Raw genomic sequence first — 26,026 nt, 5'->3', positions numbered from 1 at the left:
CTGCTCAAGGCCGGCTGGAACACGGTGTTCTGCGGCCGCCGCAAGGCGGTGCTGGATGCCGCGATCGTCGAAGCCGGCCGAACCGAGGCCAAGGCATTGGCGGTCGCCTGCGACATCAGCAAGGCCGGTGAAGTCGACGATCTGTTCGAGACGGTGGCGGAAGCCTTTGGCCGCGTCGACCTGCTCTTCAACAATGCCGGCATGGGTTACAAGTCGACGCCGATCGACGAGATCCCGGTCGAGGTGTGGAACGATATTGTCGGCGTCAACCTCACCGGTTCGTTCCTGTGCGCCCGCGCCGCCTTCGGTGCCATGCGCAAGCAGCGGCCGATGGGCGGCCGCATCATCAACAACGGCTCGGTGTCGGCCTACGCGCCGCGGCCGGGCTCGGTGCCCTATACGGCGACCAAGCATGCCATTACGGGGCTGACCAAGACGCTGGCGCTCGACGGCCGTCCCTACGACATCGCCTGCGGCCAGATCGACATCGGCAACGCGCTGACTGACATGGCGCAGCCGATGACCGTCGGGGTACCGCAGGCCAATGGCTCGATCGCCGCCGAAGCGGTGATGGATGTCCAGCATGTTGCCGATGCCGTCGTGCACATGGCCAGCCTGCCGCTCGAGGCGAACGTACTGTTCATGACCGTGATGGCGACCAAGATGCCGTTCGTCGGGCGCGGGTGAGCGGCGGACGCCGGCAGGGCCTCCGCCGCCGGCTCATTTGCCCGCCAGCGGCGCGCCGGGCGTGAAAAGCAGAATGGGCCTGATCTCGTAGACGGCGGTCGGATTGACACGACGGAGGTCGCGCGCGATCGCGACGGTCTCGTCCCGCGTGGCACAGTCGACGACATAGAGGCCGAGCAATTGTTCCTTGGTCTCGGCAAAAGGGCCGTCGATAACCACGCCGTCGCCCGGGCCGCGCAGGGTGAAGGCATCCTGCGTCGCCCCCAGACGCGCCGACGGTCCAAGTGTGCCTTCCACACGAAGCCGTGTGTTGATCTCAAGCAGGTCGGCCATCAGCGCCGCATCTTCCTGCGGCGTCAGCGCCTTGATCGCATCTTCCACGTGATAGGCAAGGATTGCATAAAACATCTGAGGAACCTCACTCCGATCCTGATCGTTGGACGGTAGCCGCTCCCGACCTGCACGCACAGTCTTGGCCGCGAGCCTGCCGACGGATCATGACACCGACATGTCGGCCGACCGCGCACTATTTGGGAAAGGGCTCCGGCCTTCGTCGAAGCTCACTTGGCGAGGAAGGCCCCGATCCGGTCCAACGCGCGCAGGATGTTCTCCTCGGAGTTGGCGTAGGAGAGCCTGACATAGCCTTCGCCGAGAATGCCGAAATCGGGGCCGCCGATCAGCGCCACGCCGGCGTCATCGAGCAGCGCGGATGCGAGCTTCTTTGCCTTCCAGCCGGTCTTCGAGACATTGGGGAAGGCGTAGAACGCGCCCTTCGGCGTGATGCAGGAAATGTTGGGCAAGGCATTCAGCCCTTCGACCACGACCTTCCTGCGGCGGTCGAAGGCACGCATCATCGTGTCTACGTCGTCTTGCGGGCCGTCGATGGCCGCGATGCCGGCGTACTGGCTCGGCGCGTTGACGCAGGACCAGCAATTGACCGCCAGCTTGCGCACCTTGTCGTAGAGGTGGGCGCCCTTGTCGCCGTTCGGCCAGATCGACCAGCCCATGCGCCAGCCGGTCATCGCCCAGGTCTTGGACCAGCCATTGAGCACGATCAGCCGGTCGCGGATTTCAGGATAGCCGAGCAGCGAGCAATGCGTCTCGCCGTCATAGGTCATCACGTCGTAGATCTCGTCGGAGAGGATGGCGACATCGGGATGTTTCTCAAGCCCCTTGACCAGCTTCTCTATCTCGGCGCGCGGCGTGACGCCGCCGGTCGGGTTGGCCGGCGAGTTGAGGATCAACAGCCTGGTCTTGGAGGTGATCAGTGCCAGCGTTTCCTCGGCCGAAAAGGCAAAGCCGTTTTCCTCGCGCATCGGCACGGGAACGGGCGCTGCGCCGGTGAATTCGATCATGGAGCGGTAGATGGGAAAGCCGGGATCGGGATAGAGGATCTCGGCGCCGGGTTCGCCGAACATCAGGATGGCGGCGAACATGGTCGGTTTGCCGCCGGGCAGGATCATCACCGTTTCGGGCGAGACCTCGACGCCGGTGGTGGTCAGCGTGCGCCGCACCACCGCCTCGCGCGTCGCCAGAAGCCCGTTGGCGGGCGTGTAGCCGTGGTGGCCGTCGCGCAGCGCCTTGATGGCTGCCTCGACGATGTGCTGCGGCGTCTTGAAGTCGGGCTGGCCGATGCCGAGATTGACGATGTCTCGACCCTGTTGGGCCAATGCGGTCGCCCGCGCCAGCACCGCGAAGGCATTTTCCTCGCCGAGACGGTCGAAGGCCGAAATCGTGTGGAGCATTTTTCCCGTCCGTGTGGTTCTTACTGTGGGGTTGCGTTTTTGTGAGCTTCGGCCCGCAAAAGTCAAACGGATTGGAGTCTTCGGTGTCGGAAAATCTCAAAGATTGGCAGCCGCGTCCACGACCCGAGCGCAAGGCGATCGACGGCCGCTATGTCAGGCTCGAACCGCTGAGCGCGGCAAAGCACGGTGACGGGCTCTATGAAGCGTCTTCCGTGTCCGATGTCGACAGCCGCTTCGCCTGGCTGCCCGACTATCCGCCGGAAACCCGCGCCGCCTTCCAACCCTGGCTGGACAAGGTCGAGGCGAGCGAAGACCCGCTGTTCTTTGCGGTCATAGACAAGGCCAGCGGCAAGGTCGCCGGACGCCAGACGCTGATGCGCATCGATCCCGCTTACGGCGTTATCGAGATCGGCAACATCTATTGGGGGCCGCTGATCTCGCGCAAGCCGGGCGCGACGGAAGCGCAGTTCCTGTTCATGAAATACGTCTTCGAGGAACTCGGCTACCGCCGCTACGAATGGAAGTGCAACAATCGCAACGAGCCGTCGAAGCGGGCCGCGGAACGGTTCGGCTTCAAGTTCGAAGGCATTTTCCGCCAGCACCTCATCGTCAAGGGTGAAAACCGCGATACCGCATGGTATTCGATTATCGACAAGGAATGGCCGGCCCTGCGCAAAGCCTATGTAGCGTGGCTCGACCCGGCCAATTTCGACGCCGACGGACAGCAGAAGCGACGGCTCGAGGATTGTCGCGCGGAATTTGGCGCTTAAGTCCGGCTTGGGCGCATGACAGGAGCTGCCATTGGCGCATTCCCACGACCATAGCGGCCATGATCACGGTGGCGCCGGCCATGTGCATGGCTCTACCGACAAGAAACGTGTGCTGATCGCCGCCTGCCTGACGGCGGGCTTCATGGTGGCGGAAGCGCTTGGCGGCCTCTTCACCGGCTCGCTGGCGCTGCTGGCCGATGCCGGGCACATGCTGGCCGACGCCATCGCGCTCGGCCTTGCCTGGTATGCCTTCCATCTTGCCGGGCGGCCGGCTACCGGCCAGCTGACCTATGGCTTCGGCAGGGTCAAGACACTGGTCGCCTATACCAACGGCATCGCCATTTTCGTCATCGCGCTGTGGATCGTCTACGAGGCCTGGCAGCGCCTGCTCACACCGGCGCCGGTGCTGGGCGGACCGATGCTGGTGGTGGCGATCCTGGGCCTGCTGGTCAATATTGGCTCCTTCCTGGTGCTGCATGGCGGCGACCGTGAGAGCCTCAACATGCGCGGCGCCATACTGCACGTGCTGGGTGATCTGCTCGGATCGGCGGCCGCGATCGTGGCAGCCATCGTCATCCTGGCGACCGGCTGGACGCCGATCGACCCGATCCTGTCCGTGCTGGTCTCGCTGCTGATCCTGTCGACGGCCTGGTCGCTGATGCGCGCCGCCGCCCATGTGCTGCTCGAGGGCGTCCCGCCAACCCTCGACCGCGATCTCATCGCAAGGGACCTGGAAACCACGATCCAAGGCGTACGCGAAGTACATCATATGCATGTCTGGTCGATCGATGGATCAAGCAACATGGCGACGCTCCATGCCTGCCTTGATGAGGGCGTCGATGCGCACAGGGCGGTCAGCGCCGTCAAGAAGCGGCTTGCCAGCGAGCACGGCATCAGCCATGCAACCGTGGAACCGGAATTCGGCCAATGCGCCGACGACCACGATCATGAGCATGAGCACGCTGGCCCCGCGCATCGTAGCCACCATCACTAAGCCCGGTCGATAACCGGCCCCGCCTCAGGAGTTCCACAGCTTTGAAAGCCAGCTTGTCGAATGCGCGCTGCCCCGGTGCTGCATGATGGACCGCGACACCAGGAATGCTGCGATCGCAGCGCTGTGGATCATGCTGCTGTTCGGCATTGCCGCCTTCTACCTGCCAACGGTGATGCTGGCACTCGGCAGCCTTTCGACCGTGCTCGCCGGTATATTCGGCATTGTCTTCGTGCTGGCGTTCTTCCTCGTGTTCTGGCTGCGCGCACGCAGCCAGCGCAAAAATAAGGGCAAGTAAGGGAATTTTGACATGCGCATTCTGATCACCGGCGCCGCGGGCATGGTCGGCCGCAAACTCATCGCCCGGCTGGCCAAGGACGGCACGCTGCGGACCGAAAAGATCACCGCGCTCGATCTGCACGACATCGTGCCGCCGCAGGCTCCGGCCATGGAGGGCGTCACCATCAATATCCATACCGGCGACCTTGCGGAAGCCGGCGCGGTCGAAAGCCTGGTCGCCTCGCGCCCCGATGTGGTCTTCCACCTCGCTGGCATCGTGTCGGGCGAGGCGGAAGCGAATTTTGAACTTGGCTACCGCGTCAATCTCGACGGCACGCGAGCGCTGTTCGACGCCATCCGGCTGGCGGGTTTTGCGCCGCGCGTGGTCTTCACCTCGTCGATCGCCGTGTTCGGCGCACCGTTCCCGGATGTCATTCCCGATGACTTCCATCCGACGCCGCTGACCTCCTACGGCACGCAGAAGCAGATGAGCGAGGCGCTGCTCGCCGACTATTCCAGGCGCGGCTTCTTCGACGGAATCGGCATCCGGCTGCCCACCATCTGCGTGCGGCCCGGCAAGCCGAACAAGGCGGCCTCGGGCTTCTTCTCCGGCATCATCCGCGAGCCCTTGAGCGGGCAAGAGGCGATCCTGCCGGTGCCGCGCACGGTCGTGCATACCCATGCCAGCCCGCGTTCGGCGGTGAATTTCCTGATCCATGCGGCGGAGATAGACGGCGGTGCCGTCGGGCCGCGCCGCAATCTGACGATGCCCGGCGTGGCCGTCACCGTCGGCGAGCAGATCGAGGCGCTGGAACGTATCGCCGGAACGAAGACGGCAGGCCTGATCCGCGAGGTGCCGGACGCGACAATCTGGGCGATCGTCAAGGGCTGGCCGACCCGTTTCGAGGCAAAGCGGTCACGGGAGCTCGGCTTCAGCGCCGAGAAGAGTTTTGACGAGATCATCCGCGCCCACATCGAGGATGAACTGGGCGGCAAAGTGTATTGATATTCAGGTGAGGCCGGCCTGACCTGAATCTCGACGCACCTTCGGGTGCTCCTTGCGGTCAAACGCTGCCTGTCAGGCTCGCCGACAGCAGCAACAACCCGAACAGAAAGACGAAAGCCGCGCCGCCGATCTCGACGATCGAGTGGATGCGGTTGCCCATGCGGCCGTCGCCAGCGAAGTACACCGCCCAGTTCTTGGCGGTCACGGCAAGCGTTGCCAGCGCCGAGACGGTGATCGCGGTGCCCAGCGACATTGCCAGCACCGACAGCAGGCCGCCGAGCCAGAGCCCGTTGAGGAGCGCGAAGCTCAAAACGATCAGCGCGCCGGAGCAGGGGCGTATGCCGACAGCCGCCACCGCCGACCAGGCGGTGCGCCAGTCGAAACGGTCGCCCGACAGCAGCGCCGGGTCGGGCGCATGCGAGTGGCCGCAGGTTTCGCAGACCTCGCCCGCCGCGTGATCGTGATGCGCATGGTCGTGCGCGCCATGGTCGTGATGGTGGTCATGCGCGGCGTGGTCGTGATGGTCGCGCGAATGGTCATGGCCGTGGTCGTGGTCATCATGCCGATGCAGCGTGTGCGAATGGGCGTGCGCCGAATGGCTGTGCGCGGCATGCGAATGGCCGGCGTGGGAATGACCCGCGTGAGAATGCCCAGCGTGCGCGTGACCGGCATGCGAATGGCCGGCGTGCGCCGCCGACAGGCTGTAGGCGGGCGCCCTGCCGAACAGGCGCAGGATGGACGGGCCGAGCTTGCGCCACAGCAGCCAGGCACCGAACAGGGTGACGAGGGCAAAGCTCATGATCTCCATGAACCAAGCCGCGTCGGTCATCGAGATGGTGGTGCCGCGCAGGACGAAATAGGCAAGCAGCATGACCGCGATCGCCGTCAGACCCTGGAGCAGTGCCGAGACGAAGGACAACACGATGCCGCGCCGCAGCGCCACTTCATTGGCCACCATGTAGGACGAGATCACCGCCTTGCCGTGGCCGGGGCCGGCGGCATGGAAAATGCCATAGGCGAAGGACAGGCCGATGAGCACCCAGAGCTTGCTGTTGTCCTGGCGCATCGCCTTCATGGCCGTCGCCAGCGCGCGGTAGAATTCCTGTTGCCGCAGGTTGATCCACATCAGGATGTGGGCGAACGGACCGGTGGTGGGCGCCATGCCGTCATTGACGCCGATGCCGAGGGAGGACTGGGCGTGAGCGGCGTTGGCGAAATGCATCGCGGCAAAGGTGAGGGCCAACAGGCCGAATGCCAAACGCAGGGACGGTTTCGTCACCGGCTTCATCCTTCTGGTTGACAGGTCAGTTCGAGCTTGGTGGCAAAGATCTTGCTCATGTCGGTGCCTGTCGGGTCGTTGAAGAAGGCATCCGTCAGGGTCTTCTGGTTTTCCTTGATGGCTTCGTCAGGGTCCGGACGGATCACCTTGCTGGTGCAATTCGACGGCAGGCCTGCAACGGTGATGTTGGAATCCTCGGTGAAGTCGATCGCCGTGTAGAAGGTCGGATCGTACACGCCGATGTCGATCGTGCCGGTCAGCTTGATCGGCTCCTTGGGTTCGGACTCGAACAGGATGATCAGCTGGTCGTTTTCGAAATTGGCCATCAGGTGTGGGGGCGGCACCATCGCCACGTCCTTGCCGTTCTGCGTAACGAGCTGGAAATAGTTGAATTCGGCGAGCGAGGCATGAACGGTGTCGGCGACATCCTTCAGCTCCTTGTCGTCAAGCTTCAGGTCGGAGTTCTTGTCGAACTCCATCATCACCGTACTCGAAAACAGGTCGTCGAAGCGCCAGAGATGACGTAGCGCTTTCACACTTTGGTGATCCGGGGACAAGATGACGTCCAGGCGCGCCTCGGCGAAGACGTGCGGATGGACGTAGGCCGGTCCCGTCGCGGCAAAGGTCGCCGCCAAGGCCGAAGCCAGCATGATTGCGTGCCGTTTCAGATGCATTCTCGGTCGCGATTCCATCGGCCTCGGAGAGATATCGAGAGTTACCAGAAAGCGGGCGAAAATGGGACCGCGACGCGACGAAGGCCGGTCAAGCGACCTCACGCGTCCTGAACCACTGCACCAGGAAGTCGACGAAAACACGGACCTTGGCCGGCAGATAGCGGCGGTGCGGGTAGACGGCGAAGATGCCGCCGCCGGACAGGATGCGGTCGTCGAGCACCGTCACCAGCCGGCCGCTGGCAAGATCGGGTCCGGCGATGAAATCCGGCAGGACGCAAAATCCGAGTCCCGACACGGCGGCGGCGCGGGCCGCCATCGGGCTGTTGACCTCGATCGGACCAGACACGGCGACGCTCAGCTGATCGTTGTTGTCGCCCTTGAACGGCCAGTTGTTCAGCCCGCGGCCATTGGTGTCGACGATGCATGGCATATGGCCGAGATCCTGCGGCCGCGTCGGCATGCCATGCTTGGCGATCAGTTCCGGAGAAGCGCAGAGTTTTATCGAAAACGGCGCCAGCCGTCTCGCGATCAGCGACGAATTCTCCAGGCGCGAGATGCGTACGGCGAGATCGAAACCTTCCTCGACGAGGTCGACGAAGCGGTCGTCGAGCTGGATGTCGAGCACGATGTCCGGGTGCTGCTTGGCGAAGTCGATCAGCGATTGGCCGATCGGCGCGTCGGCAAAGGTGCGCGGTGCCGACACCTTGATCCTGCCGCGCACGTCGCCGGAGGATTCGCGCACGGCATCCGCCAGGCTGTCGACTTCGCGCACGATCTCCGAGGCGCGCCGGTAATAGGTATGGCCGGCCTCCGTCATCGAGAACTGGCGCGTCGTGCGGTTCAGCAGCAGCGCGCCGAGTTCATCCTCCAGCTCGCGCACATATTTCGACAGCAGCGCCTTGGAGCGGCCGATCTTGCGCGCCGCCGCCGAAAAGCCCTCGGCCTCGACGACGTCGATGAAGGCGCGCATGCGGGTCAGTGTGTCCATGGTTCAGGCCTTTTGTGCTGCGCGAGAAGTTTTCGGCCGAGCCGTATCAGGGCAATGTCGCTGCCGGAAGGGCCAAGCAGCGAAAGGCCGAACGGTGCACCGGCGACCGAGCCGATGGGCACGGTGATCTGTGGGAAGCCGGAGAGGCCGGCGAAGCACAGAAGATGCAGGGCGCGCTCGCGATAGGACTGGAACTGCTCCGGCGTCGAGTCGACATAGGGGGCGGGACCCGGCACCGTCGGCAGGACAAGGAAGCCGTCCTTGCCGAGCAGGGCGCTGAGCTCGCTCCGGAAGGTCAGCCGGCGCACTTGTTCGGCCTGCGCCGTGCGGTCATCGACGGCCCGGCCGAAGCCGAAACGCGCCTCGACGCCGGGACCAAGGTCGCGCTCGCCGCTGGTGATCCATTCGCCATGCACGCCCCAGGCTTCCCTGGCCTGCAGCCGACGAAAGCACCAGTAGAGTTCATCAGGGGAAGAGCTGAAGCTCGAGGTCGAGGTCGCCGGCGTACCGAAAACCGCACCCGCCAGCACCTTCATCCCGGCATATTCGGCAAGCGCCGGGTGATCGACCATCTCGTCCAGCCAGGTGAGCGATATCGGGCGGTCCAGCGAATGCTGGTGCGGGTCGCGGCCAAGCAGCAGCCTGCCTGTTGTCTCGTAGGTCTCGATGTCGTCGGCGAACCAGCCGAACGTGTCGAAGCTCGGCGCCAGCTGCATGGTGCCATCAAGCGCGATACGGCCATGCGTGGTGCGCAGCCCGATGAGGCCGCAAAAACTCGCCGGCGCGCGGATCGAGCCGCCGGTGTCGGAGCCGGTGGCGATGTCGGCCAGCCTGCCAGCCACCGCCGCTGCCGATCCGGACGACGAGCCGCCGGTGACGCGGTCAGGCGCGGCAGGGTTCACCGGAAACGGAAAATGCGCGTTCTGGCCGAACAGCGCAAAGGCCAGTTCGTCGGTCTGCGTCTTGCCGACGAAGCGCGCCCCGGCATCCAGAATCGCCCGCACGGCCGGCGCCGTGCGCGAGGCGGCATCGCTTTCGACGAATTTCCTGGGATTGCCACAGCCTGTACGGTAGCCGGCAACGTCGTAAATGTCCTTGACAGCCAGCCGCAGGCCGGCGAGCGGGCCGGATTCAGCATGCGCCACCGGCATCTGGGGAAGATCGAGGAAGGCGTTGTAGGGGCCGTGCGTGCCTGTCATCGTTCGATATCCGGATACGGTTGCACCTACATTGTTCGATGCCGGAAATTTTACAACCTGCGATGCGATTTTTATTGATTGTGAAATCGTTCGCCCCTATATCGCGCTTGCCCAAAGTCGCACGTGCCTGTGGGTGTCCGCCGATCCTCGAATGGTGAGGGAAATCGGTAAGGTAACTGGAGCCAACCCCTCCAGTCGGTTTAGCGGCCAACCGCCAGACCGAGGACACCTTGAAGCAACGACGGTGCGGGCCTTTCTGGTTCTCTGCCGGTTGTCCAAAGACCGGGGTTACTGAAGAGGCACACCTTCATTGCCGGCAGTGCGGAACGGGGTTCTCCCAATCCAAGCCAAGGCAGACAAAGCGGACCGAAGCCGGGCAAGGCCGAGGTTCATCGCCGCGAGACGGCGTTTCATGGCTCCGGGGTCTCCACCGGCTGGTTCCATGGATCTTCCGTCCCGCCTTTGTCCACCGCGTGTTCGCGAGGCCGACAGCCCGCGTCCGCACCCTTGTGCGCGCCGAAAGGCGTGTTTGGAGAAGCCCGATGGCTACGCAGCGCATCCTCGATTTCCTCGCCACCCGACGTCCGTCCGGCCCTTGCCTCGTCGTCGACCTCGATGTCGTACGCGACAATTTCCGCGCCTTCGAGAAGGCGCTGCCCGATTCCAAGATCTACTATGCGGTGAAAGCAAACCCGGCGCCGGAAATCCTGCGCCTCCTTGCTGCGATGGGCTCGTCCTTCGACACCGCTTCCGTTGCCGAAGTCGAGATGGCGATGGACGCGGGTGCGCCCGCGGACCGCATCTCCTTCGGCAACACCATCAAGAAGGAGCGTGACATCGCACGCGCCTACCAGCTCGGCATCCGGCTGTTCGCGGTCGACTGCGTCGAGGAGGTCGAGAAGGTCGCCCGCGTCGCTCCCGGCGCGCGCGTGTTCTGCCGCGTGCTGACCGACGGCGAAGGCGCGGAGTGGCCGCTGTCGCGCAAGTTCGGCTGCGTGCCTGACATGGCCGTCGACGTCCTGCGCCATGCCAAGGGCCTCGGCCTGGAAGCCTATGGCGTGTCGTTCCACGTCGGCTCGCAGCAGACCGACCTGACCGCCTGGGACCGTGCGCTGGCCGACGCCAAGAAGGTGTTCGCGACGCTGGCCGAGGAAGGCATCGTCTTGAAGATGGTCAACATGGGCGGCGGTTTCCCGACACGCTATCTGCGTGATGTGCCGGCGGCCCAAGCCTATGGCAATGCGATCTTCTCGGCGCTGCGCAAGCATTTCGGCAATGCCATTCCCGAAACCATCATCGAGCCGGGCCGTGGCATGGTCGGTAATGCCGGCGTCATCAAGTCGGAAGTCGTGCTGATCTCGAAGAAGGCCGACAATGACAATGTGCGCTGGGTGTTCCTCGACATCGGCAAGTTTGGCGGCCTGGCCGAGACGATGGACGAGGCGATCCGCTATCCCCTCGTCACTCGCCATGACGGCTCGGAGACCGCGCCTTGCGTGCTCGCCGGCCCGACCTGCGATTCGGCCGACGTGATGTACGAGAAGACGCCGTATCCGCTGCCTCTGTCGCTGACGATCGGCGACGAGGTGCTGATCGAAGGCACCGGTGCCTACACGACCACCTACTCGGCGGTCGCCTTCAACGGCTTCGAGCCTCTCCGATCCTATGTGATCTGACGGTTCTTATTGGCGCATTTTCGGACGGCGAACCGGATACCACTTCGCCCTGAAAATGCGCTGAGAACCGATCAGATCATCCCAGGTGGGCGCTTGCCACCCGCCAGGGTTCGCTTGTGGAACAGATCTCCGCTTGCCAGGGATTGCGGAAATGGAAATGTCAGTTGAAATCGTAGGTCATGCGCCGACCTTCTCCATGGTCGCCGAAACCGTCGCCGACGTCGCGGCACGCGAAGCCTTGCTCGATCGTGCCATGGGGCCGATGCGGCGGAAAAAATCGTCGGAGAAGCTGCGGCGTGGCCGCCGGCCCTCGGAAGGCCTGGCCTTCGTCGCGCGCGACGCGTCGGGCGGCGTCGCCGGCACGGTGCGGCTGTGGGATGTCAGGCTGGGCGAGGGCGGCCCGGCAGCATTGCTGCTTGGCCCGCTCGCCGTCGATCCGTCGCTCAAGAATGCCGGCATCGGCTCGGCGCTGATGCGCCTCGCCGTGGCCGAGGCGGCGCGTCTCGGTCACGCGGCGATCCTGCTGGTCGGCGATGCGCCCTATTACGGACGCTTCGGTTTCTCGGCCGACAAGACGGGTCGGCTGGCGATGCCAGGCCCCTATGAGCGGCATCGCCTGCTGGCGCTGGAACTTGTGGATGGCGCGCTCGACGGCGTGCACGGCACGCTGAAGGCTTGCGGTCGCAAACTGAAGGCCCAAGCGCCGACACTGGCCGCCTGAGGCATCGATCCCGCTATTCCTCAAACAAACGCCGCCTGAAAAGGCGGCGCTTTTGATTCATCGATCCAGCGGGCAATCGTGCGTGCTCAGCCGATCAACTGGCTGAGCGCCATGGCCACCGTCATGTCGCCTTCGACTTTGATCTTGCCGGTCATGAACGCCATGGTCGGGTTCAGATCGCCGGCGATCAGCGAATCGAGATCGTCGAGCGAGAGCTTGATGGTGCAGTCGGTAGGGGCATCGGTGTTCGAGACGGTCGCGCCGTCGATGACGATGACGCCGTCGCCGCCGGTGTCGAACTTCACGGAACGATCAAACCCGCTGCTGGCCACGCGCGCCTTGATCTTCTCGGCAATCTCCTGAACGCTCACGCTGTTCTCCCTGTCTGGTTGCACCTGTCGCGCAGGGCATTTCGGTCTGGCCGAAATCCATGCGCCATTTCTGTCGATCACGGTCGCTGCCGCATATAGCTTCTGGTTGACGTTTACGTCAACGCAAATCCTGGAGGCTGGTTCCTATCGCCGCATCAGGTAACCTGTCGGGGTGCCAGCGGTCAGTGGGCCGGCGGCGCTTCCGCTTCGGCAGGCTTGGCGGTCCCGGCCGCCGCGGTGTCGGACTCCTGCCGGCGGCGTAGCCAGTTGTCGCGGATCTCGTCCTTGCTCAGGAAATTGACCTGATCGATCAGAACCTCATGCACCAGGTTCGCGCCGACGCGGCTGTTGATGCTGTCGCGGATGGCGGTGCGAAAGGCATCGAGGTCGATCGTCGCCTTCTTGCTGAAGTCGATCTGGGGATTGGCGTAGAGGTAGCTGTAGACTTGGTCGGTAATGAGCGCTTCGGCCGGTATCGACAATTTCTTTATCTGCTCCGGTTCGACGGTGTAGACGAGCTTGGCCAGGAAATAGCCGCCGATCTTGGAATCGCGGATCAGCGGCACCGAAATGACGTCGGTCTTGACGTAATCCAGCCCGCCCAGCATCGGCTTGGGCTTCTCCCCGACGCCGCGTTCGCCGGCCGCCTGGAACGAATAGAAGACGGCGCCGAGCGTGGCGGCGCAGACCCAGACCGCGATGGCGATGATCTTGATCATTCAGAGCCCGACATCATCGCGCTCTAACCTTTCATCCGGCCGAACTCGCCGGCGGAGTAGGTGCCGTCGGTTTCGGCGTGCTGGATGGCGTTGCGCAGAAGGCTGGCGACCTCGTTGACCGCGCTCAGATGCGCCAGGATCGCCGCCTCGTTCTTCGCCAGTTTCTGGCGAAGCCGGGTCAGGCCCTCGCGGTGCTGGTCGAGGAACTCGACTTCGCTGCCGCCCTTCATGGCGCGGGTCAGCTCGTAGAGATAGCGGCTCTTGCGGGCGTTCGACGCCTTGAGATCATAGCCGGTATCGCTGCGGATGCCGGCGGTCTCTTCCTCGACCACCTCCTCGATGCGGCCGATGATGGCGGCAAGGTTTCCGGGCCGCGCGAAGGGGATCGGAGCCTCCGGCGCTGTGGTGCGCGCCGGCAGGTTGGCAGTGAATTCGGAAGAATCGGCCATGGTGTTTCCCAGTCTAGATCTTGATGTCTGTTTTTATGGTTGTCTCGTCGCCGGTCATCGACCTGGCGGCCTTGCGCTGCAATTCCTGGACGAGCGAGGTGGACAGACGGGTCTGCTGATCGATCTCGGTCTTTTCCGGCCCGCTTGAAACCGGGCCGATCGGCACCTTGCGCTTGCCGTCCATATAGTGGTCGGCAAGCAGCGACTTGGCGATGCCGATGCCGCCGCGCTCGGCCATGACGTCGGCGACGCGCTCGGCGAGCTGAGACTTCCACATGTCGCCGGCCAGACCCGTGCCGTAGACGCCCTCGGTGTCCTTGGGCAGCATATTCTGGATGAAGGTCTGCAGGACCATCGCCTCGAACTTCTTGAATTTCTTGGCCGGATCGGCGGTCGCCGCCGCCTTGTCAGCCGTGGCGCGCGACAGGATCGAGCCGGCATCGACGGACGCGGCGGTATCTAGCGAAGCGGGGGCGTCGACCGAAAAGGCACCGGCGGCGCCACCCGCGCGCCTGGTCAGCGCGGCACGGGCAGCCTCGATATCCATCGGATCGGCAGCTCGGGCGACATCCATAATGATGTCGCTGGGTGGAGAAATCGCCAAGAAAGTCCGCCTTTACCGGTTTTCCTTGGCCGGACCATGCCTCAACAAGCTTGTGGCAGGCTTGCGCGAGGGGAGGGCCGGAACGCTGGCTGGGGATGAGGTGTCAGCTTCGGGTCGGAAGCGGGCATCCGCCGCGCGTTCTCGAATGACGCCGGCAGCCCGCAAGTTGACCCAGGGGACACGGCGTGCCGCAGGCGAACGGCCGCATCGCCAACCTGCCGACGTCGAAAGTCCGGCCCGCTGTCCCCTGGAGGTCTTGACGGGAATTGGTGTGCCTGTTTGAGAACGGAGATCGAGACATTTGCTGCATGGGAGATGGGCAAGCGGTGGGCAAACAGTGAAGCGTGTTCTTCGAATGCTTGCCGCTGCGATTGTGGCGTCCGGCCTGGCCGGCTGCACCAGCATTTCCTATTACGCGCAGTCGGTGGAGGGCCACCTGCAGATCATGGCCGCGCGGAAAAATGTCGGAAGACTCATCCGTGATCCCTCGACGCCCAAGACATTGCGCGCCAGATTGACCTCGGCCAGCGCGATCCGCCGCTTTGCCACGGAAGAACTGGCGCTTCCCGACAACAGCAGCTATCGCAGTTATGTCGACATCGGCCGGGCCGATGTGACCCTTGCCGTTTTTGCCGCGCCGCAATTCTCGCTTACGCCGATAACATGGTGCTTTCCGGTCTTCGGCTGCGTTCCGTACCGGGGTTACTTTTCCCGGAAATCAGCGGCTGAAAGCGCCGCCCAACTGCAGCGGCAGGGACTGGACGTTTATGTGTCAGGTGTCACCGCCTACTCCACGCTGGGCTGGTTCAGCGATCCGCTGCTCAGCACCATGCTACGTCAGGACGACACCTACATCGCCAGCCTTGTCTTTCATGAGCTGGCGCATCAGAAAATCTATGTGAACGACGACTCCGCGTTCAACGAGGCTTTCGCGGTCGCCGTCGAAACCAGCGGTGTGAGGAAATGGCTCCGCGCTACCGGCAATCGTGCCGGCTTGCGCCGCTACGAGACGACCCGCAAGCGCCAGGCGGATTTTCTCGGACTGATCGCGAAAACGCGGGATGAGTTGCGGCAGGTCTATGGAAGTCCCCGCATCCCGCAGCAGATGGCGGCTGCCAAGGCAGCCACGATCGACAGGCTGCGGATGCGCTACCGACAGATGCGCGACAAAAGCTGGGCCGGATACCGGGGATACGATGCCTGGTTCGATGCGCCGATCAACAATGCAAAGCTCGCCGCGACCGCCGTCTACGGTGAACAGGTTCCGGCGTTTCTTCATCTGTTCGATTTGTGTTCCGGCGATTATCCAAGGTTCTATGCTGCTGTTCGCCGGATAGCGGATTTGCACGAACCTTCTCGTGCCGAGGCGCTTAAGGCTGCTGATAACTGCAATTGATCTGAACAAGCACGGGACCTAGAGCGTTTCACCGTTTCATGGAAACGGCGAGCCGCTCTAACTCTTTGTTTTGACGCAATTCCGGACGGAAACCGCTCACACTTTTCCTGGAATTGCTCTACCGGTCTGGCGTCGCGTTGCTCGTCAACAGTGACGATCCGATGTCTGCGTCGAGCGCGAAACGCTCGCAGCGCTCGCCATCGGACTCATCGACGAAGCTCTCGACATGCCTGAAGCCGAGCTTCGCCAATATCCGCAGCGACGCGAAATTGCGCGCCGCCGCCTCGGCCGTCACCTGTTCAAGCGCCAGGGTTTCAAAGGCGTAGCGCACGACTTCGCGCGCCGCCTCGCTGCCCAGTCCGCGCCCCCAATGCGCGCGTGCCAGCACAAATCCCAATGCGGCTGCCTTGGCGTCGGCTGTGCCAAAGGACAGGGTTATCGTCCCGATCGCGTCCGATACTCCCGTTTGGTCCATGGACCACTGGATCGCCTTGCTGTCGGCGAACCGCTGACGCGAGCGAGCCAACCATCGCTCGCCCGCGCTTATGTCGCTGGGAATTGGATCACCGGCAAGGGAGGCGGATTCGACATCCGTCGCGCGCGCAAACCATGCCGGGATATCCCCTTCGCTGGGCGCCCGAAGCACGAGCCTTGGTGTCATGAGTTTGGGAAATAGGACTGCTGCCATTGGGGCATTTTCGACCCGAGGCGGCGCCAATGCAACGGCGCGGGCAGGCCGCTTCCGCTCGCTGGAAATGACGGCTCCGCTTGCGTCCGGAACCAGCCATTCAGGCGCGATCAGCCTGGTGGGAAAGCACGGCGTTCCTTATGGGACTTCGTAGAGTTCCAGCGGCAATCCATCTGGGTCGCTGAAGAAGGTAAACCGTTGATCCGTATATGGGTCGATGCGGATTGGCTCAACGGCGACGCCGGCGGCTTCCAGGCGCAGGACTGCGGGATCAAGATTGGCCACGGCAAATGCCAGATGCCTAAGGCCTGTCGCCTCTGGATAGGACGGCCTCGTCGCTGGGGCGGGGAAGGAGAACAATTCCAGCTGGACCGACCCGATCCGCAGATCGGCCTTCCATGACTGTCGCTCCTCCCGATAGACCTCCCGGATCAGTTCGAGGCCGAGGAGTTCGACGTAGAATCGTCGCGACCGATCATAGTCGGTGCAGATGAGCGCGACGTGGTGAATGGCGTTCAGCATATTGCGGACTCTAGCGAAGCGTGGATTCGAGGCCAAGGTTACCAGCGGGCACGAAGCACTTTGTTTATGCCGCCACTCAAAGATACAGTACGGCAGCTTCCAAGCTTAGCAGGGATCGGCGGACGGCGACCATGCGGCGCATTGCTGGCCGGCAGATTTTGGGCCGTCAACTTTCCTCGCGCGCTGCGAAGTTGGTAGCATTTCACGCTGGTTTCACGACACGTATGGAATACGGTCCAAGGGACGGGGAGAACCGGAATGAACGCTCATCGCGGCACGACTACCGCCGGGCTGGCCGTATCGGGCGGTGTTCAAGGCATCGCCGGCAGCGTCGATCCGCACCAGGTGCAGTTTCGCAACTTCGGCAATGTTGCCGGCGCGGATGAAGCCAAGCTCTATCATGGCCTGGAAACGCCTTGGACCACTCAGTGCCTGTTTGCCAAGCTGCTGCGCAGGATGAGTGTGGCATCCGCCGGCGAGGGCAATAGAACCAACGAGCGGATTCCGGCAGGATACACCTATCTCGCGCAGTTCGCCGCACACGACATTATCCGCAATTCCTCGCTCAGTCCCTTGTTGGCTGCACGCGAGGCAGAGCGCCGCAACGAACGCGAGGAGGCGCTCCTGCTCGACGTGCTTTACGGCGGCGGACCGTTTTCGAACCCTGGTCTGTATGTTGTGGCCAAGCCTGGTGAAGTCGCCAGGTCGCTCATGCGTACCGGCCCGATGGCACCGCCATCAACGGTCGCCATGACGACGCCCGCGGGCGCCTGTCCCTTTGCGATGCGCGACTTGCCACGCTTTCAACAGGCCGACCTGAGCGACGGGTTCGAACGTGGTCGGACAGATGTCCTTGTCGCTGACCAGCGCAGCGACGACAACGCCAACATTGCGCAGATGACGGCGCTTTTCCTGCACCTGCACAATGCCGTGGCCGGCGCGCTGAGCAGCAGCGGAATACCTGAAAAGGACGTCGAACTGCCGGCAGGTGCGTATCTTTTCGACCGGACCCGCCGCGTCACGACGGCGATCTACCGGAATGTGCTGCAAAATGATTTGCTGCCGCGCCTCATCGCCAAGCCGATATGGGACCTCTACAACGCGAACGGGTTCAGGCCGCTGGTCGACATGCCGCAAGGCATCCCGATTGAGTTTTCCCACGCGGCATACCGCTTGGGCCATTCCATGGTCAGGCTTTCCTACGTCTTCAATGACCAGCATCCGGAAGGCGAAGGGCTGGAGAACGTGTTGCTCAACCGCTCCTCGTCGCGCCCGCATAGATTCCCGGTCTCCGAACACTGGATCGCCGATTGGTCGCATTTCTTCCAGATCGCCGGCTCGACGCCGCAGTTCAGTCGGTGTATCGGACCGACGGTCAACGACGTGCTGCTGAGCGCCTACAGCATGCCGATCCTGTGCGTCGGCCCCGACTCAAAGCCGCTTGACCCCGCCACAGCGGGGCTGTTGAGCGAAGCAGACAGGGCCGCACTACCCGATCCGAATGCGTCGGGACTTTTGTTCAGCGATTTGGTCCGAGGAACCATCGGCGGCCTGCTCAGGCTCGATGCCTTGATCGAACAATTGCCTCAGGCCGCTCTCGCGACCGCGCCGTTGCTCGGCGATGCCGGGAAACGGCACCAGGCCATTCGATCCTGGCTTCAAGGATCGGCCGTTGCGTTCACCGCGGCCGAGGCGACGGAACTGGCAGAAAATCCGCCGTTGCTTTTCTGGCTGTTGTTGGAAGCCGCGATCGAACAGGAGGGGCTGTGTTTCGGTACCATCGGATCGGTGATTGTAGGGGATGTCTTCATGGCAAGATTCGCGGCCTCGCGCGCCATGATCGAGGACGACCCAACTACGCAAGACCTCGTCGGCAGACTGTTTCCCACGGGCATTCCGCGAACAATGGCCGAGCTGATCCTTTTCGTCGCCAGCGCGCTCAATCTGGGCGACGCCTGGCCCCGGTTTATCACCCCGCCTACAACTCCTGGAGCTTGAACATGGCTGACCCCGTCGACAATTTGGACGCCTTTCCCGAACCGATCCGAACCCTTAACTTCGAGGCGACCGGCCGCAAGGTGGTGCAATGGGCACAGGATCCCAGCACGCGTCCGCGCGACCTGGCCGAGTTCAAGGCCCAACTCGATGGCCTCGTCGTCGTGCCGGACCGCTATAAGGAAATCCAGATCGTTCAGGGATACGACCACGTCTTCTTCCTGCGGTTGCCGCCCAACAATCAAGTGACGCAATCGCAAAAGAAGCTCCAGACCGAACAAGGTGGCATGGCCGACTACGGCATTCCGGAATTCTACTTCGATGCCATTCTCGAAAAGGTGCCGTTCAACCGCGACAGTTTCTTCTACTCACGCATCGCGGACTACACCATTCGGGGCTGTCGATAGAACGGGCTCTGGCAAAGGCGTATGGCTGACGACAATGCCGGCCCCGGCTAGCCCTCGGCGAAGCGCCTCGAGGGCGTCAGGACTGTAGATCGGAAAGCTGTCCATGAGCCATGTGCCGACGTTGCCCGGCTCCGGTGACTCATGTCCAAACCACGTCGTCTTCAGCTGCGCCAAAAATCGGTCGGCCTCTTCGTGCGCTGCTTGTTCATTGCCGAGCAAGGCGAGCGCCGCAGCCTTCCAGCCTCCGATGTACGACACACTATCGACGGCGCGATCGGCCGCTTCGACGCAACCGGCATAGTCGCCTAGCAGGAACCGCACGCCCGCCTGATAGCTCCATTGCAGGCGTGAAACGCCGAGTCCGGTCTGCAACGCCAGAGTGGCTATACGCCGCGCGTTCTCGCGATCATCGCAATAGGCAAGCCCGAGAGAAGCGGAGACCAAGGTCCAGGGATCGTTGCCATTGAGTTCGCAGGCCAGCAGAAAGCTGATGGCCGCCTGCTGCGGCATGCCGTTCATGGCGTAGGACCACGCCAGATGCAGTTGGCTTCGGGAATCGATCGGATCGATCTGGGTGGCCTGCTTGGCAAATGTCAGCGCTTCGGCGTGGCGTTCGCGTCGCCGGCCGATGCCGGGGAAGATCAGATGCCGTGAATTGATGATGCCGGCCAACCCGGCGTAGGCGGCAGCGAATCGTGGTGACTCCGCGATGATGGATCGGAACAGGGCCTCAGCCCTCTCCTCCGACTCGGGGCGCCACTGAAAGTCAGTTCCTGCGCCCTCAGCCAGCGGTCGAACTGCTCCAGCGACAGGTCCGGGATGCTGGCGATCTGAACCAGCCGTTCGGACGACATGCTGACACCCAGCGCGACGGCGATGCGGCGGATGAGCCTCTGCTGGGTCTGGTACCACTGGCTGTTTTCGATGACAAACTGCTCGCTCCAGATGTAGCGCCCCGATGCAAGCTGCTTAAGCGTCATGCTGAGACGCAATGTCGGCCCGTCGATAAATCCGGTCGCCTCGATGCAATAGGCATTCTCGGTGAAGCGGGGGGGATGCCCTTCCCACTCCATTACCGCCCAGTCGCGGAATCGCACCAGGGACGCGACCAGTTCACTGCGGAAGATCTGCACGGCGTTCCGCGCGCGGACGGAACCGCTCACCAATTCGAACTCCCGCACGAACAGCAGCACGCCGGCGGCGGGCTCTTGCAGCCGTTGCGCTTGGGACCCGAACGCCTCGGCGGCGATTGCGGTCACCGCCCCCCTGTCCGAGGCCTCGATCGTACCGAGCTTGATGTCACTGATCAGTGCCTGCGTGGCGGCTGAAGGTTCGCTGTCGAACTCTGTGTCGAGCAGGTCCCACAAACTGTTATAGGCCCTCAAGGCCGTCGCTTGGTCGCCCATCCGAGCCGACGCTTCCATGACTGCCCGGCACCCGATCTCGTTGGTCGGATCGAGATTGAGCAGGGCTTGTCCGGCTCGCTTTAGCGCTGGCCAGTTTGCCGCGGCCTTGGCCATCGCTTCGAGACATGAGATAAATTCATCCTGAAGGCATTGCCGCTGGACGAGGACCCAATTCCGAAACGAGGGGTCGATGTCGTCCAGGCCATTGAGAAAGCTTTCGGCGACACGCTGCCTCTCCAGAAGGACGGGCGAAATCCTTCCAGCTTTCAGATCGTGCCTAATCTCACTCACATCCACTGTGACGAGCGACTGCTTCAGCGTCACGTTGAGCCGGTCTCCGAGGAAGACCCCTTCGGCTTCCGCCAGGCAGGTCTTGAGATCGACTACGGTTTGCCTAAGCGAGGCCCTCGCTCGTGCCTCGTCCGATTCACTCCAGAGCAAGCCGCAGATGCGCTCTCGGGTTTCAAAGCCATGAGGGCTCAATGCAAGATAGGCAAGGACGGCGCGCGATTTGCGGTTTCTCACGGCGATGTCTCGCCCAAATTGGCTCAGCGCTACCTTGTCAAGCGTCGTGACGCTGATCAGCGGCGCAGTCCTCGTTGGGGAGTTGTGCCCGATCATCGTTGTCCCGCAGTTGCCTCCGTCTACATAAGATCGGCGCGGCCGCTCGGGCCGGCTTGGTCAATCAAGGAACGAAGCCGACGCGACTGGAACGGCGACGGAAATGGCTGCAGCCCTGGGACGAAGACTTTGGCGACGGGAATGTCAAACATCGGCGTGGTCAGATCTGCTGTGTATATGCGGTATTGCTCCTTAAGCATTTCGCCAACCAAGGATACGAAATTCAAGCCCTTTTCATCATTTTTGTGCATCAGCACGCTGCTGGACAGGCGCGAGACGAGGTCCGTGTCGATTGCGCCAGGCGTCTCGGGGCGCTCCGCCCGCGGGCGGTCGACCTCGTCGAGTCCTTCAACTCCCTGTTCTGCGCGTTTCATAGCCGCCAGATCGAGAGCCAGTTCCATCTGGCACATTTCCAGCAGCGCCGCCTTCAGGGCGTTGCCCGCGTCCAGCCTGCAAGCCAGCCCGACTGCCAGGCCGCGACCATACGCGTCGAAGGATAGCGCCGCGATTACAGGCGCGGGAAACTCACCCGATATGTCGAGAAACTGGGTGCATCTGCCGAGCTTCTCCTGCCTTATCCGCGCAAGCAGATCGAGCACGCCCGCGCCAGCAAGCGCTTCCAGTCCGATCAACCGGCCGCCGCGCCTGCTGCGCCACCAGGCGGCAGCCGCATCGCGCTCGATAGCTTCCAGCAACGCCGAGGTCAGGGCAGCCTCGTGGGTCACCCCCGCGGCGCATCCGCAACTGGTTACCCAGCCGCTTCGGTTTGCGCCGCGAATGAAAAGCGTCTCGGGCAAATAGCCCTGCCGACCGTCGTCCAGCCGGCGCACGGGCACCCATCGGTCACTTTCACCGAAACCGGATTGCACGCGGAAATCGTCAAGGTGTTCAGCCAGCCGAGCGTCCTGCCAATCATCGACACCATCTACTATCGTGCGGTTCATCGTCCCGTGCGGCACTTGCCATTCGCTATGATATTCGATGCCCTCGCCGATGCAGGCCTCGAATGCTTGCCCCGGGTTGAGGCCGACACCGCTGAAGCTGGCAGACGTGGGTGAGGCCGAATCTCCCCAACGGCGGTGTACCTGCGCACCAAAGAAGTGCAGCCCCGGTGCATGGCGGGCGTGCAACCGAAACAGATTGCCAAAATTGGCCGCGGCTGAGAGCAGTCCCTGGCGGTTATTTGTCGCCATCGAGCCGAGATCTGTATCGCCAGAGTCAAGGTAGCCGAGCGCACCGAGCAACCCGCGTGCCATCGCAGCCTGGTCAGGTGCCAAATCTTGCGGCTTTGAACAAAATCGCGCTGCCAGTTCAAACGCATTAGCGGCGGCCAATTCATCGTCCTCGCTGTTGAAGAAAGCCCTCTCACTCCTGGCTGACACTTTCGCCTTACGATTTTGGTCGGGTCAACAAGCGTCGCAGGCAGGCAAGGCGAACTCTCGAAAACGCGAGAGCCGAAGGTGGCCGTCATCTCACGCTGATTTCACGCTAGCTGGTCTAATGCTTGTTCCCAGACGTCATCTCGACCGCCCCGGAGCCGAACGACCCGACCCGGACCGATCGAGACGATGGAAGATCGGCGCCAATTCATTTCCTCCCGGGAGCGGTGCCGCGGGGCCATGACCGGATGGGGCCGGTCTGTGCCCCGCGGCCCACTGGGGAGGGCCAAGTGGCTTCTTCGGCACAAGGCCCATTCCGGGTTTCCTCCCGAGAGCGGCGCCGCGGGGCCATGACCGGACGGGGCCGGTCTGTGCCTCGCGGCCCACTCAGAAGCGCGAATTGGCTTCTTCATCCTCGGATCAAGAAATTCGACAAGACAGGAGATCAAAATGGCAGCGCATGGCACCCCGCCCCGTGGCATTGATGCAACACGATCGCCGTTGTTCGAAGGCCGCTTCGGCCGCATGTTCCGAAATCTTGCACCCGCAACGTTCGGGGCAAACGACCAGGACAACCGACGCAACCTCAAGGCGCTCGGCGCCGCCATGTCTGCTGAGATTGACGAGCCGAAAGATGGGCTCGATGCCGAGGAAAGCGGGATTCCTGCGCTCTATACCTATTTTGGCCAGTTCGTTGATCACGACATCACATTCGATCCCGTCAGCACCTTGCGCAAATCGCTCGATCCCGATGGGCTGGTGGATTTCCGCACGCCGAGCTTCAACTTGGACAATGTCTATGGCCGGGGTCCGGCCGACCAGCCCTACATGTACACAAAGGAAGGCCGCTTCCGCCACGGCGATGCGATGACGGGAACGGGCGGCCGGCCCGGACACGATCTGCCGCGCTTCGCCGGACGAGCAATCATCGGCGACCCCCGCAACGATGAAAACAGCCTGGTGTCGCAGCTGCAAGGGCTGATGCTCAACGTGCACAACCGGATGGTCGATGACAATCCGGGCCTGGATTTTGAAGCGGTCCAGCAACTCGTCCGCTTCCATTACCAGTATGTCGTCGTGAACGACTTCCTCTCCAGGATCGTTTCGCCGCCAATCCTTGACGCACTCAAGACGGACGGCCGCTTCGATCAAAAGCGATTGCGGTACTATCACTGGCGCAACCTCCCGTTCATGCCAGTTGAGTTTTCGGTCGCCGCCTACAGGCTTGGCCATTCGATGGTAAGGCCCGGCTATCGGCTGAACGACGACAAGCTGCTGCCGATCTTCCCACGCGCCGGCCAGCCGCATGAGGAGGCGCTTACCGGCTTCCAGACGATGAAACCGGGTCGCGCTCTGGACTGGGGTCGATTTATCGACATTGACAAGCGCGCGGGTGGATCGGCTCCCGAGACTGGAGATCCTGCCAACGTGCGTCGGCTGCAATTTGCCTACAGGATCGACACATCCCTCGTCGGTTTCCTGCACGATCTGCCGAAAGCCGTGGCGGGCGACCCGCCGGCCTCCCTGGGCGAGCGCAATCTCTTGCGGGGCTGGCTTCTTGGCCTGCCCTCCGGCCAGAGCGTTGCACGTGCCATGAGCATAGTGCCGCTGGCCGACGACGACATCATTATCGGCAAGGCGGTGGACGCTCCCGAGAATGGTGATGTCGTAGGCCCGATAATCGATGCCGTCACAGCCAAGGGCGGCGACGGCAAGGCCTTCGCCGCCAACTGCCCACTTTGGACCTATGTCCTTGCCGAAGCGGCAGCAAACAAGACCAACATGCCTATCCCGATCACAGGGGGCGGCACACGTCCCACGCCGCAGCTTGGACCGGTGGGCGGGAGGATTGTGGCGGAGGTCTTCCTCGGATTGCTGTTCGGCGACGGCAGGTCCTACCTGTCGCTCGATCCTTTGTGGAAGCCTGTGGGCGGGGCAGGCTTCAGACTGAAGGATCTGGTCTCCTACGGGCTCGGCATGGGGCCATCGCTTCACTACCGGTAGGACCGTGACAGACATCCGTCAGATGGAGTGAAGGGAAAGATTCCAACTGCCTCAACTGGCGAGGTATTTGGGAGACCTCTTTCAAAAGTCTAAATTCGTCTTGCGAGGAAAGAAAATGCTTTTGCCAATATTTGGCGATTTCTCCCGCTTTCTTTGCGCCGCCGTGCTCTGCACGACTATCGCCGGTTGCATGCCTGAGGACGGCTTCCGTCGTTATGCCGGTGCTGTCGGACCCGATCTTTATTCAAAGCAGACTGTTGCCAACACTGTCCTGCTCGACGCTTACACAGATAACATTTGCACTCAAGCAGGACTGGCATCGGGCGGGCAATGCGCCATCAGGACGACAAACGACTGGAAGAACTTCGTTGATATGGGGCTGTACGATATCGATCAACGCTGCGATTCTTTCTTGGATGGGCTCTACTACAAAGCTAAAACCGGCGATTCGTTCATCGCCCAGATTTCGGATACCGGTAGCTTTGCAGCGTCAGTTCTTGACGCGACCTCTTCATCGGTGCCTTCGATAAAAATCGTTGCGGCCGCGTTTGGCCTGGCGGAGAACACTTTCCGCAATACCAACAAGACCTTGCTGGAGGCTCTCGACGCGACGACAGTGAAGTCGCTGGTCTTTCGCCGTCAGCAGGACATCAAACAGGAAATCTACCGCACGACGATCTGGAACAAGCCGGAGGCGCTTCATGCGCTGCGAACCTATCTGCGCGTATGCATGCCATTTGCGATCGAGATGGAAGCCAATGCGGTACTAACCACTGCCCAACGAACCGATGGCGACATAGGAACGTCGCCGATCACGTTCGACAGAGTGTCGAGTTCCGCGCCGCTGGGCGGTGACTCCAAGGTGGACAAGGGTCGTGCTCGGTCACGAACGCCCGCGCCGGGATGGGAAGCCATAAACACGTCTGGCAGTCCGATAACCAATGATCGAGCCGTCCACATCCAAAAGGCTCTCTGCTTCCCGTCGACAGCGGCTGCCGGAATGCCAAAGGCTGACGGGGTTTACGGGGATCAGACGAGGGCGGCATTGCAGTTGTTCATTGCCTCTCAAAAGGCCGGCCTCGATGCCCAAAACTGGCAAAATGCCGACGTGAAGATTTCTCCAACCTACCTTCGTCTCCTGTTGGCTGCCTCCGAGACTCCATGCCCAAACGGATCAAGGAATTACCTTGAGCGCGTATTGTTCAATGATGTCTCAATGGCGTCTCTAAGCAAGAGTCTCAAAGACTCTCTGGGATCGCAATTCACGGAAGGGGATGGTGTAGATAATATGCGGAAAAACCTGAGAAAATACAAAGAATTGAATGGTTCAAACGCCGGACCAGGAGGAATTTTTATTGATCAGTTGACCCCAGAAGTGGCGATAGAACTCAAACTTGTTAAGTCGATCCATTGAAATTGACAGTGCGATTTTCGGGTTAGCAAAGCACGA

27 protein-coding genes are annotated in these 26,026 nt (G+C 62.4%); 12 read left to right on the top strand and 15 right to left on the bottom strand.

All coding sequences use genetic code 11. The annotated features are described in order from the left end of the window. On the top strand, positions 1-687 hold a 687-nt coding region (locus C1D09_RS32585), incomplete at its 5' end, for an SDR family oxidoreductase (RefSeq protein ID WP_143978015.1). A 33-nt stretch (positions 688-720) separates the two neighbouring features. Here the strand turns inward: C1D09_RS32585 and C1D09_RS32580 are convergent. Together C1D09_RS32580 and C1D09_RS32575 are read right to left on the bottom strand one after the other, a co-directional pair. Then, the gene (locus tag C1D09_RS32580) at positions 721-1,095 is read right to left on the bottom strand and encodes a YciI family protein (protein WP_143978014.1); all 375 of its coding nucleotides are present in this window, start codon (positions 1,093-1,095) and stop codon (positions 721-723) included. 152 nt (positions 1,096-1,247) lie between these two features. Beyond that, positions 1,248-2,432 carry a pyridoxal phosphate-dependent aminotransferase gene (locus C1D09_RS32575; protein ID WP_143978013.1) on the bottom strand — a complete coding sequence of 395 codons (1,185 nt, stop codon included), beginning with the start codon at positions 2,430-2,432 and terminating at the stop codon, positions 1,248-1,250. A gap of 83 nt (positions 2,433-2,515) precedes the next feature. Here C1D09_RS32575 and C1D09_RS32570 point away from each other — a divergent pair, with 83 nt between their 5' ends. The 4 genes from C1D09_RS32570 to denD all read left to right on the top strand — a co-directional run bounded on the left by C1D09_RS32570 (position 2,516) and on the right by denD (position 5,478). After that, complete coding sequence (locus C1D09_RS32570) at positions 2,516-3,202, top strand: GNAT family N-acetyltransferase (RefSeq protein WP_143978012.1); 687 nt, start codon at positions 2,516-2,518, stop codon at positions 3,200-3,202. 31 nt (positions 3,203-3,233) lie between these two features. Further along, the gene (locus C1D09_RS32565; protein ID WP_143978011.1) at positions 3,234-4,196 is read left to right on the top strand and encodes a cation diffusion facilitator family transporter; all 963 of its coding nucleotides are present in this window, start codon (positions 3,234-3,236) and stop codon (positions 4,194-4,196) included. An 82-nt stretch (positions 4,197-4,278) separates the two neighbouring features. Continuing rightward, positions 4,279-4,491, top strand: coding sequence for a hypothetical protein (locus C1D09_RS32560; protein WP_143978010.1), 213 nt, complete (start codon positions 4,279-4,281; stop codon positions 4,489-4,491). 12 nt (positions 4,492-4,503) lie between these two features. Continuing rightward, entirely contained in the window at positions 4,504-5,478 is a 975-nt protein-coding gene (denD, locus tag C1D09_RS32555) for a D-erythronate dehydrogenase (protein ID WP_143978009.1), read from the top strand. A 58-nt stretch (positions 5,479-5,536) separates the two neighbouring features. Here denD and C1D09_RS32550 read toward each other — a convergent pair whose 3' ends face one another. The 4 genes from C1D09_RS32550 to C1D09_RS32535 form a co-directional block, all read right to left on the bottom strand. Next, a complete protein-coding gene (locus C1D09_RS32550; RefSeq protein WP_143978008.1) occupies positions 5,537-6,766 on the bottom strand; it encodes a nickel/cobalt transporter in 1,230 nt (409 codons plus the stop codon). Next, positions 6,763-7,431: a DUF1007 family protein gene (locus C1D09_RS32545; RefSeq protein WP_143978007.1), complete on the bottom strand. Its 669-nt coding sequence runs from the start codon at positions 7,429-7,431 to the stop codon at positions 6,763-6,765. The genes C1D09_RS32550 and C1D09_RS32545 overlap by 4 nt, the downstream gene beginning before the upstream one ends. A gap of 88 nt (positions 7,432-7,519) precedes the next feature. Further along, positions 7,520-8,419 carry a LysR family transcriptional regulator gene (locus tag C1D09_RS32540; protein WP_143978006.1) on the bottom strand — a complete coding sequence of 300 codons (900 nt, stop codon included), beginning with the start codon at positions 8,417-8,419 and terminating at the stop codon, positions 7,520-7,522. Continuing rightward, the gene (locus tag C1D09_RS32535) at positions 8,407-9,618 is read right to left on the bottom strand and encodes an amidase (RefSeq protein WP_143978005.1); all 1,212 of its coding nucleotides are present in this window, start codon (positions 9,616-9,618) and stop codon (positions 8,407-8,409) included. Before C1D09_RS32535 ends, C1D09_RS32540 begins: the two co-directional genes overlap by 13 nt. A 542-nt stretch (positions 9,619-10,160) precedes the next feature. Between C1D09_RS32535 and odc2 the strand changes: the two genes are divergently transcribed. Both odc2 and C1D09_RS32525 read left to right on the top strand, forming a co-directional pair. After that, positions 10,161-11,294: an ornithine/lysine decarboxylase gene (odc2, locus tag C1D09_RS32530; protein WP_143978004.1), complete on the top strand. Its 1,134-nt coding sequence runs from the start codon at positions 10,161-10,163 to the stop codon at positions 11,292-11,294. A 151-nt stretch (positions 11,295-11,445) separates the two neighbouring features. Beyond that, on the top strand, positions 11,446-12,015 hold the full coding sequence (locus tag C1D09_RS32525; RefSeq protein ID WP_143978003.1) for a GNAT family N-acetyltransferase: 570 nt from the start codon (positions 11,446-11,448) through the stop codon (positions 12,013-12,015). Positions 12,016-12,101: 86 nt separating this feature from the next. On the opposite strand, the gene C1D09_RS32520 is transcribed toward C1D09_RS32525, so the two are convergent. From C1D09_RS32520 to C1D09_RS32505, 4 genes are all read right to left on the bottom strand, one after another. Continuing rightward, a complete protein-coding gene (locus C1D09_RS32520; RefSeq protein ID WP_143978002.1) occupies positions 12,102-12,386 on the bottom strand; it encodes an SCP2 sterol-binding domain-containing protein in 285 nt (94 codons plus the stop codon). 182 nt (positions 12,387-12,568) lie between these two features. Beyond that, entirely contained in the window at positions 12,569-13,105 is a 537-nt protein-coding gene (locus C1D09_RS32515; protein WP_143978001.1) for a hypothetical protein, read from the bottom strand. Between the two features lie 23 nt (positions 13,106-13,128). Next, positions 13,129-13,554: a hypothetical protein gene (locus C1D09_RS32510; RefSeq protein ID WP_143978000.1), complete on the bottom strand. Its 426-nt coding sequence runs from the start codon at positions 13,552-13,554 to the stop codon at positions 13,129-13,131. Positions 13,555-13,567: 13 nt separating this feature from the next. Next, complete coding sequence (locus C1D09_RS32505) at positions 13,568-14,158, bottom strand: rod-binding protein (protein WP_167514841.1); 591 nt, start codon at positions 14,156-14,158, stop codon at positions 13,568-13,570. A gap of 355 nt (positions 14,159-14,513) precedes the next feature. Here C1D09_RS32505 and C1D09_RS32500 point away from each other — a divergent pair, with 355 nt between their 5' ends. After that, positions 14,514-15,554, top strand: coding sequence for an aminopeptidase (locus C1D09_RS32500; protein WP_143978021.1), 1,041 nt, complete (start codon positions 14,514-14,516; stop codon positions 15,552-15,554). Positions 15,555-15,672: 118 nt separating this feature from the next. Here C1D09_RS32500 and C1D09_RS32495 read toward each other — a convergent pair whose 3' ends face one another. Both C1D09_RS32495 and gloA2 read right to left on the bottom strand, forming a co-directional pair. After that, positions 15,673-16,200, bottom strand: coding sequence for a GNAT family N-acetyltransferase (locus C1D09_RS32495; RefSeq protein ID WP_246135968.1), 528 nt, complete (start codon positions 16,198-16,200; stop codon positions 15,673-15,675). A gap of 180 nt (positions 16,201-16,380) precedes the next feature. Continuing rightward, on the bottom strand, positions 16,381-16,764 hold the full coding sequence (gene gloA2, locus C1D09_RS32490) for an SMU1112c/YaeR family gloxylase I-like metalloprotein (RefSeq protein WP_143977998.1): 384 nt from the start codon (positions 16,762-16,764) through the stop codon (positions 16,381-16,383). A 258-nt stretch (positions 16,765-17,022) separates the two neighbouring features. Here gloA2 and C1D09_RS32485 point away from each other — a divergent pair, with 258 nt between their 5' ends. Together C1D09_RS32485 and C1D09_RS32480 are read left to right on the top strand one after the other, a co-directional pair. After that, positions 17,023-18,762 carry a peroxidase family protein gene (locus C1D09_RS32485; protein ID WP_143977997.1) on the top strand — a complete coding sequence of 580 codons (1,740 nt, stop codon included), beginning with the start codon at positions 17,023-17,025 and terminating at the stop codon, positions 18,760-18,762. 2 nt (positions 18,763-18,764) lie between these two features. Continuing rightward, positions 18,765-19,166, top strand: a complete 402-nt coding sequence (locus C1D09_RS32480) for a hypothetical protein (RefSeq protein ID WP_143977996.1) — start codon at positions 18,765-18,767, stop codon at positions 19,164-19,166. Here C1D09_RS32480 and C1D09_RS34020 read toward each other — a convergent pair. Genes C1D09_RS34020 through C1D09_RS32470 form a run of 3 tightly spaced genes read right to left on the bottom strand, consistent with a single transcriptional unit; the run spans position 19,128 to position 22,527 of the window. Continuing rightward, positions 19,128-19,838 carry a tetratricopeptide repeat protein gene (locus C1D09_RS34020; RefSeq protein WP_246135967.1) on the bottom strand — a complete coding sequence of 237 codons (711 nt, stop codon included), beginning with the start codon at positions 19,836-19,838 and terminating at the stop codon, positions 19,128-19,130. The genes C1D09_RS32480 and C1D09_RS34020 overlap by 39 nt on opposite strands. Then, positions 19,808-21,193, bottom strand: coding sequence for a BTAD domain-containing putative transcriptional regulator (locus C1D09_RS32475; RefSeq protein ID WP_246135966.1), 1,386 nt, complete (start codon positions 21,191-21,193; stop codon positions 19,808-19,810). The genes C1D09_RS34020 and C1D09_RS32475 overlap by 31 nt, the downstream gene beginning before the upstream one ends. Positions 21,194-21,216: 23 nt before the next feature. Continuing rightward, positions 21,217-22,527 carry a YcaO-like family protein gene (locus tag C1D09_RS32470; RefSeq protein WP_246135965.1) on the bottom strand — a complete coding sequence of 437 codons (1,311 nt, stop codon included), beginning with the start codon at positions 22,525-22,527 and terminating at the stop codon, positions 21,217-21,219. Positions 22,528-23,022: 495 nt separating this feature from the next. Here C1D09_RS32470 and C1D09_RS32465 point away from each other — a divergent pair, with 495 nt between their 5' ends. Next, positions 23,023-24,576, top strand: a complete 1,554-nt coding sequence (locus C1D09_RS32465; RefSeq protein ID WP_167514840.1) for a peroxidase family protein — start codon at positions 23,023-23,025, stop codon at positions 24,574-24,576. A gap of 115 nt (positions 24,577-24,691) precedes the next feature. Then, the gene (locus C1D09_RS32460) at positions 24,692-25,990 is read left to right on the top strand and encodes a hypothetical protein (RefSeq protein ID WP_143977995.1); all 1,299 of its coding nucleotides are present in this window, start codon (positions 24,692-24,694) and stop codon (positions 25,988-25,990) included. Positions 25,991-26,026 lie beyond the last annotated feature (36 nt).

This window comes from Mesorhizobium intechi (assembly GCF_002879535.1).
Lineage (GTDB): Bacteria > Pseudomonadota > Alphaproteobacteria > Rhizobiales > Rhizobiaceae > Mesorhizobium > Mesorhizobium intechi.
This window is presented reverse-complemented; position numbering and strand designations above follow the sequence as displayed.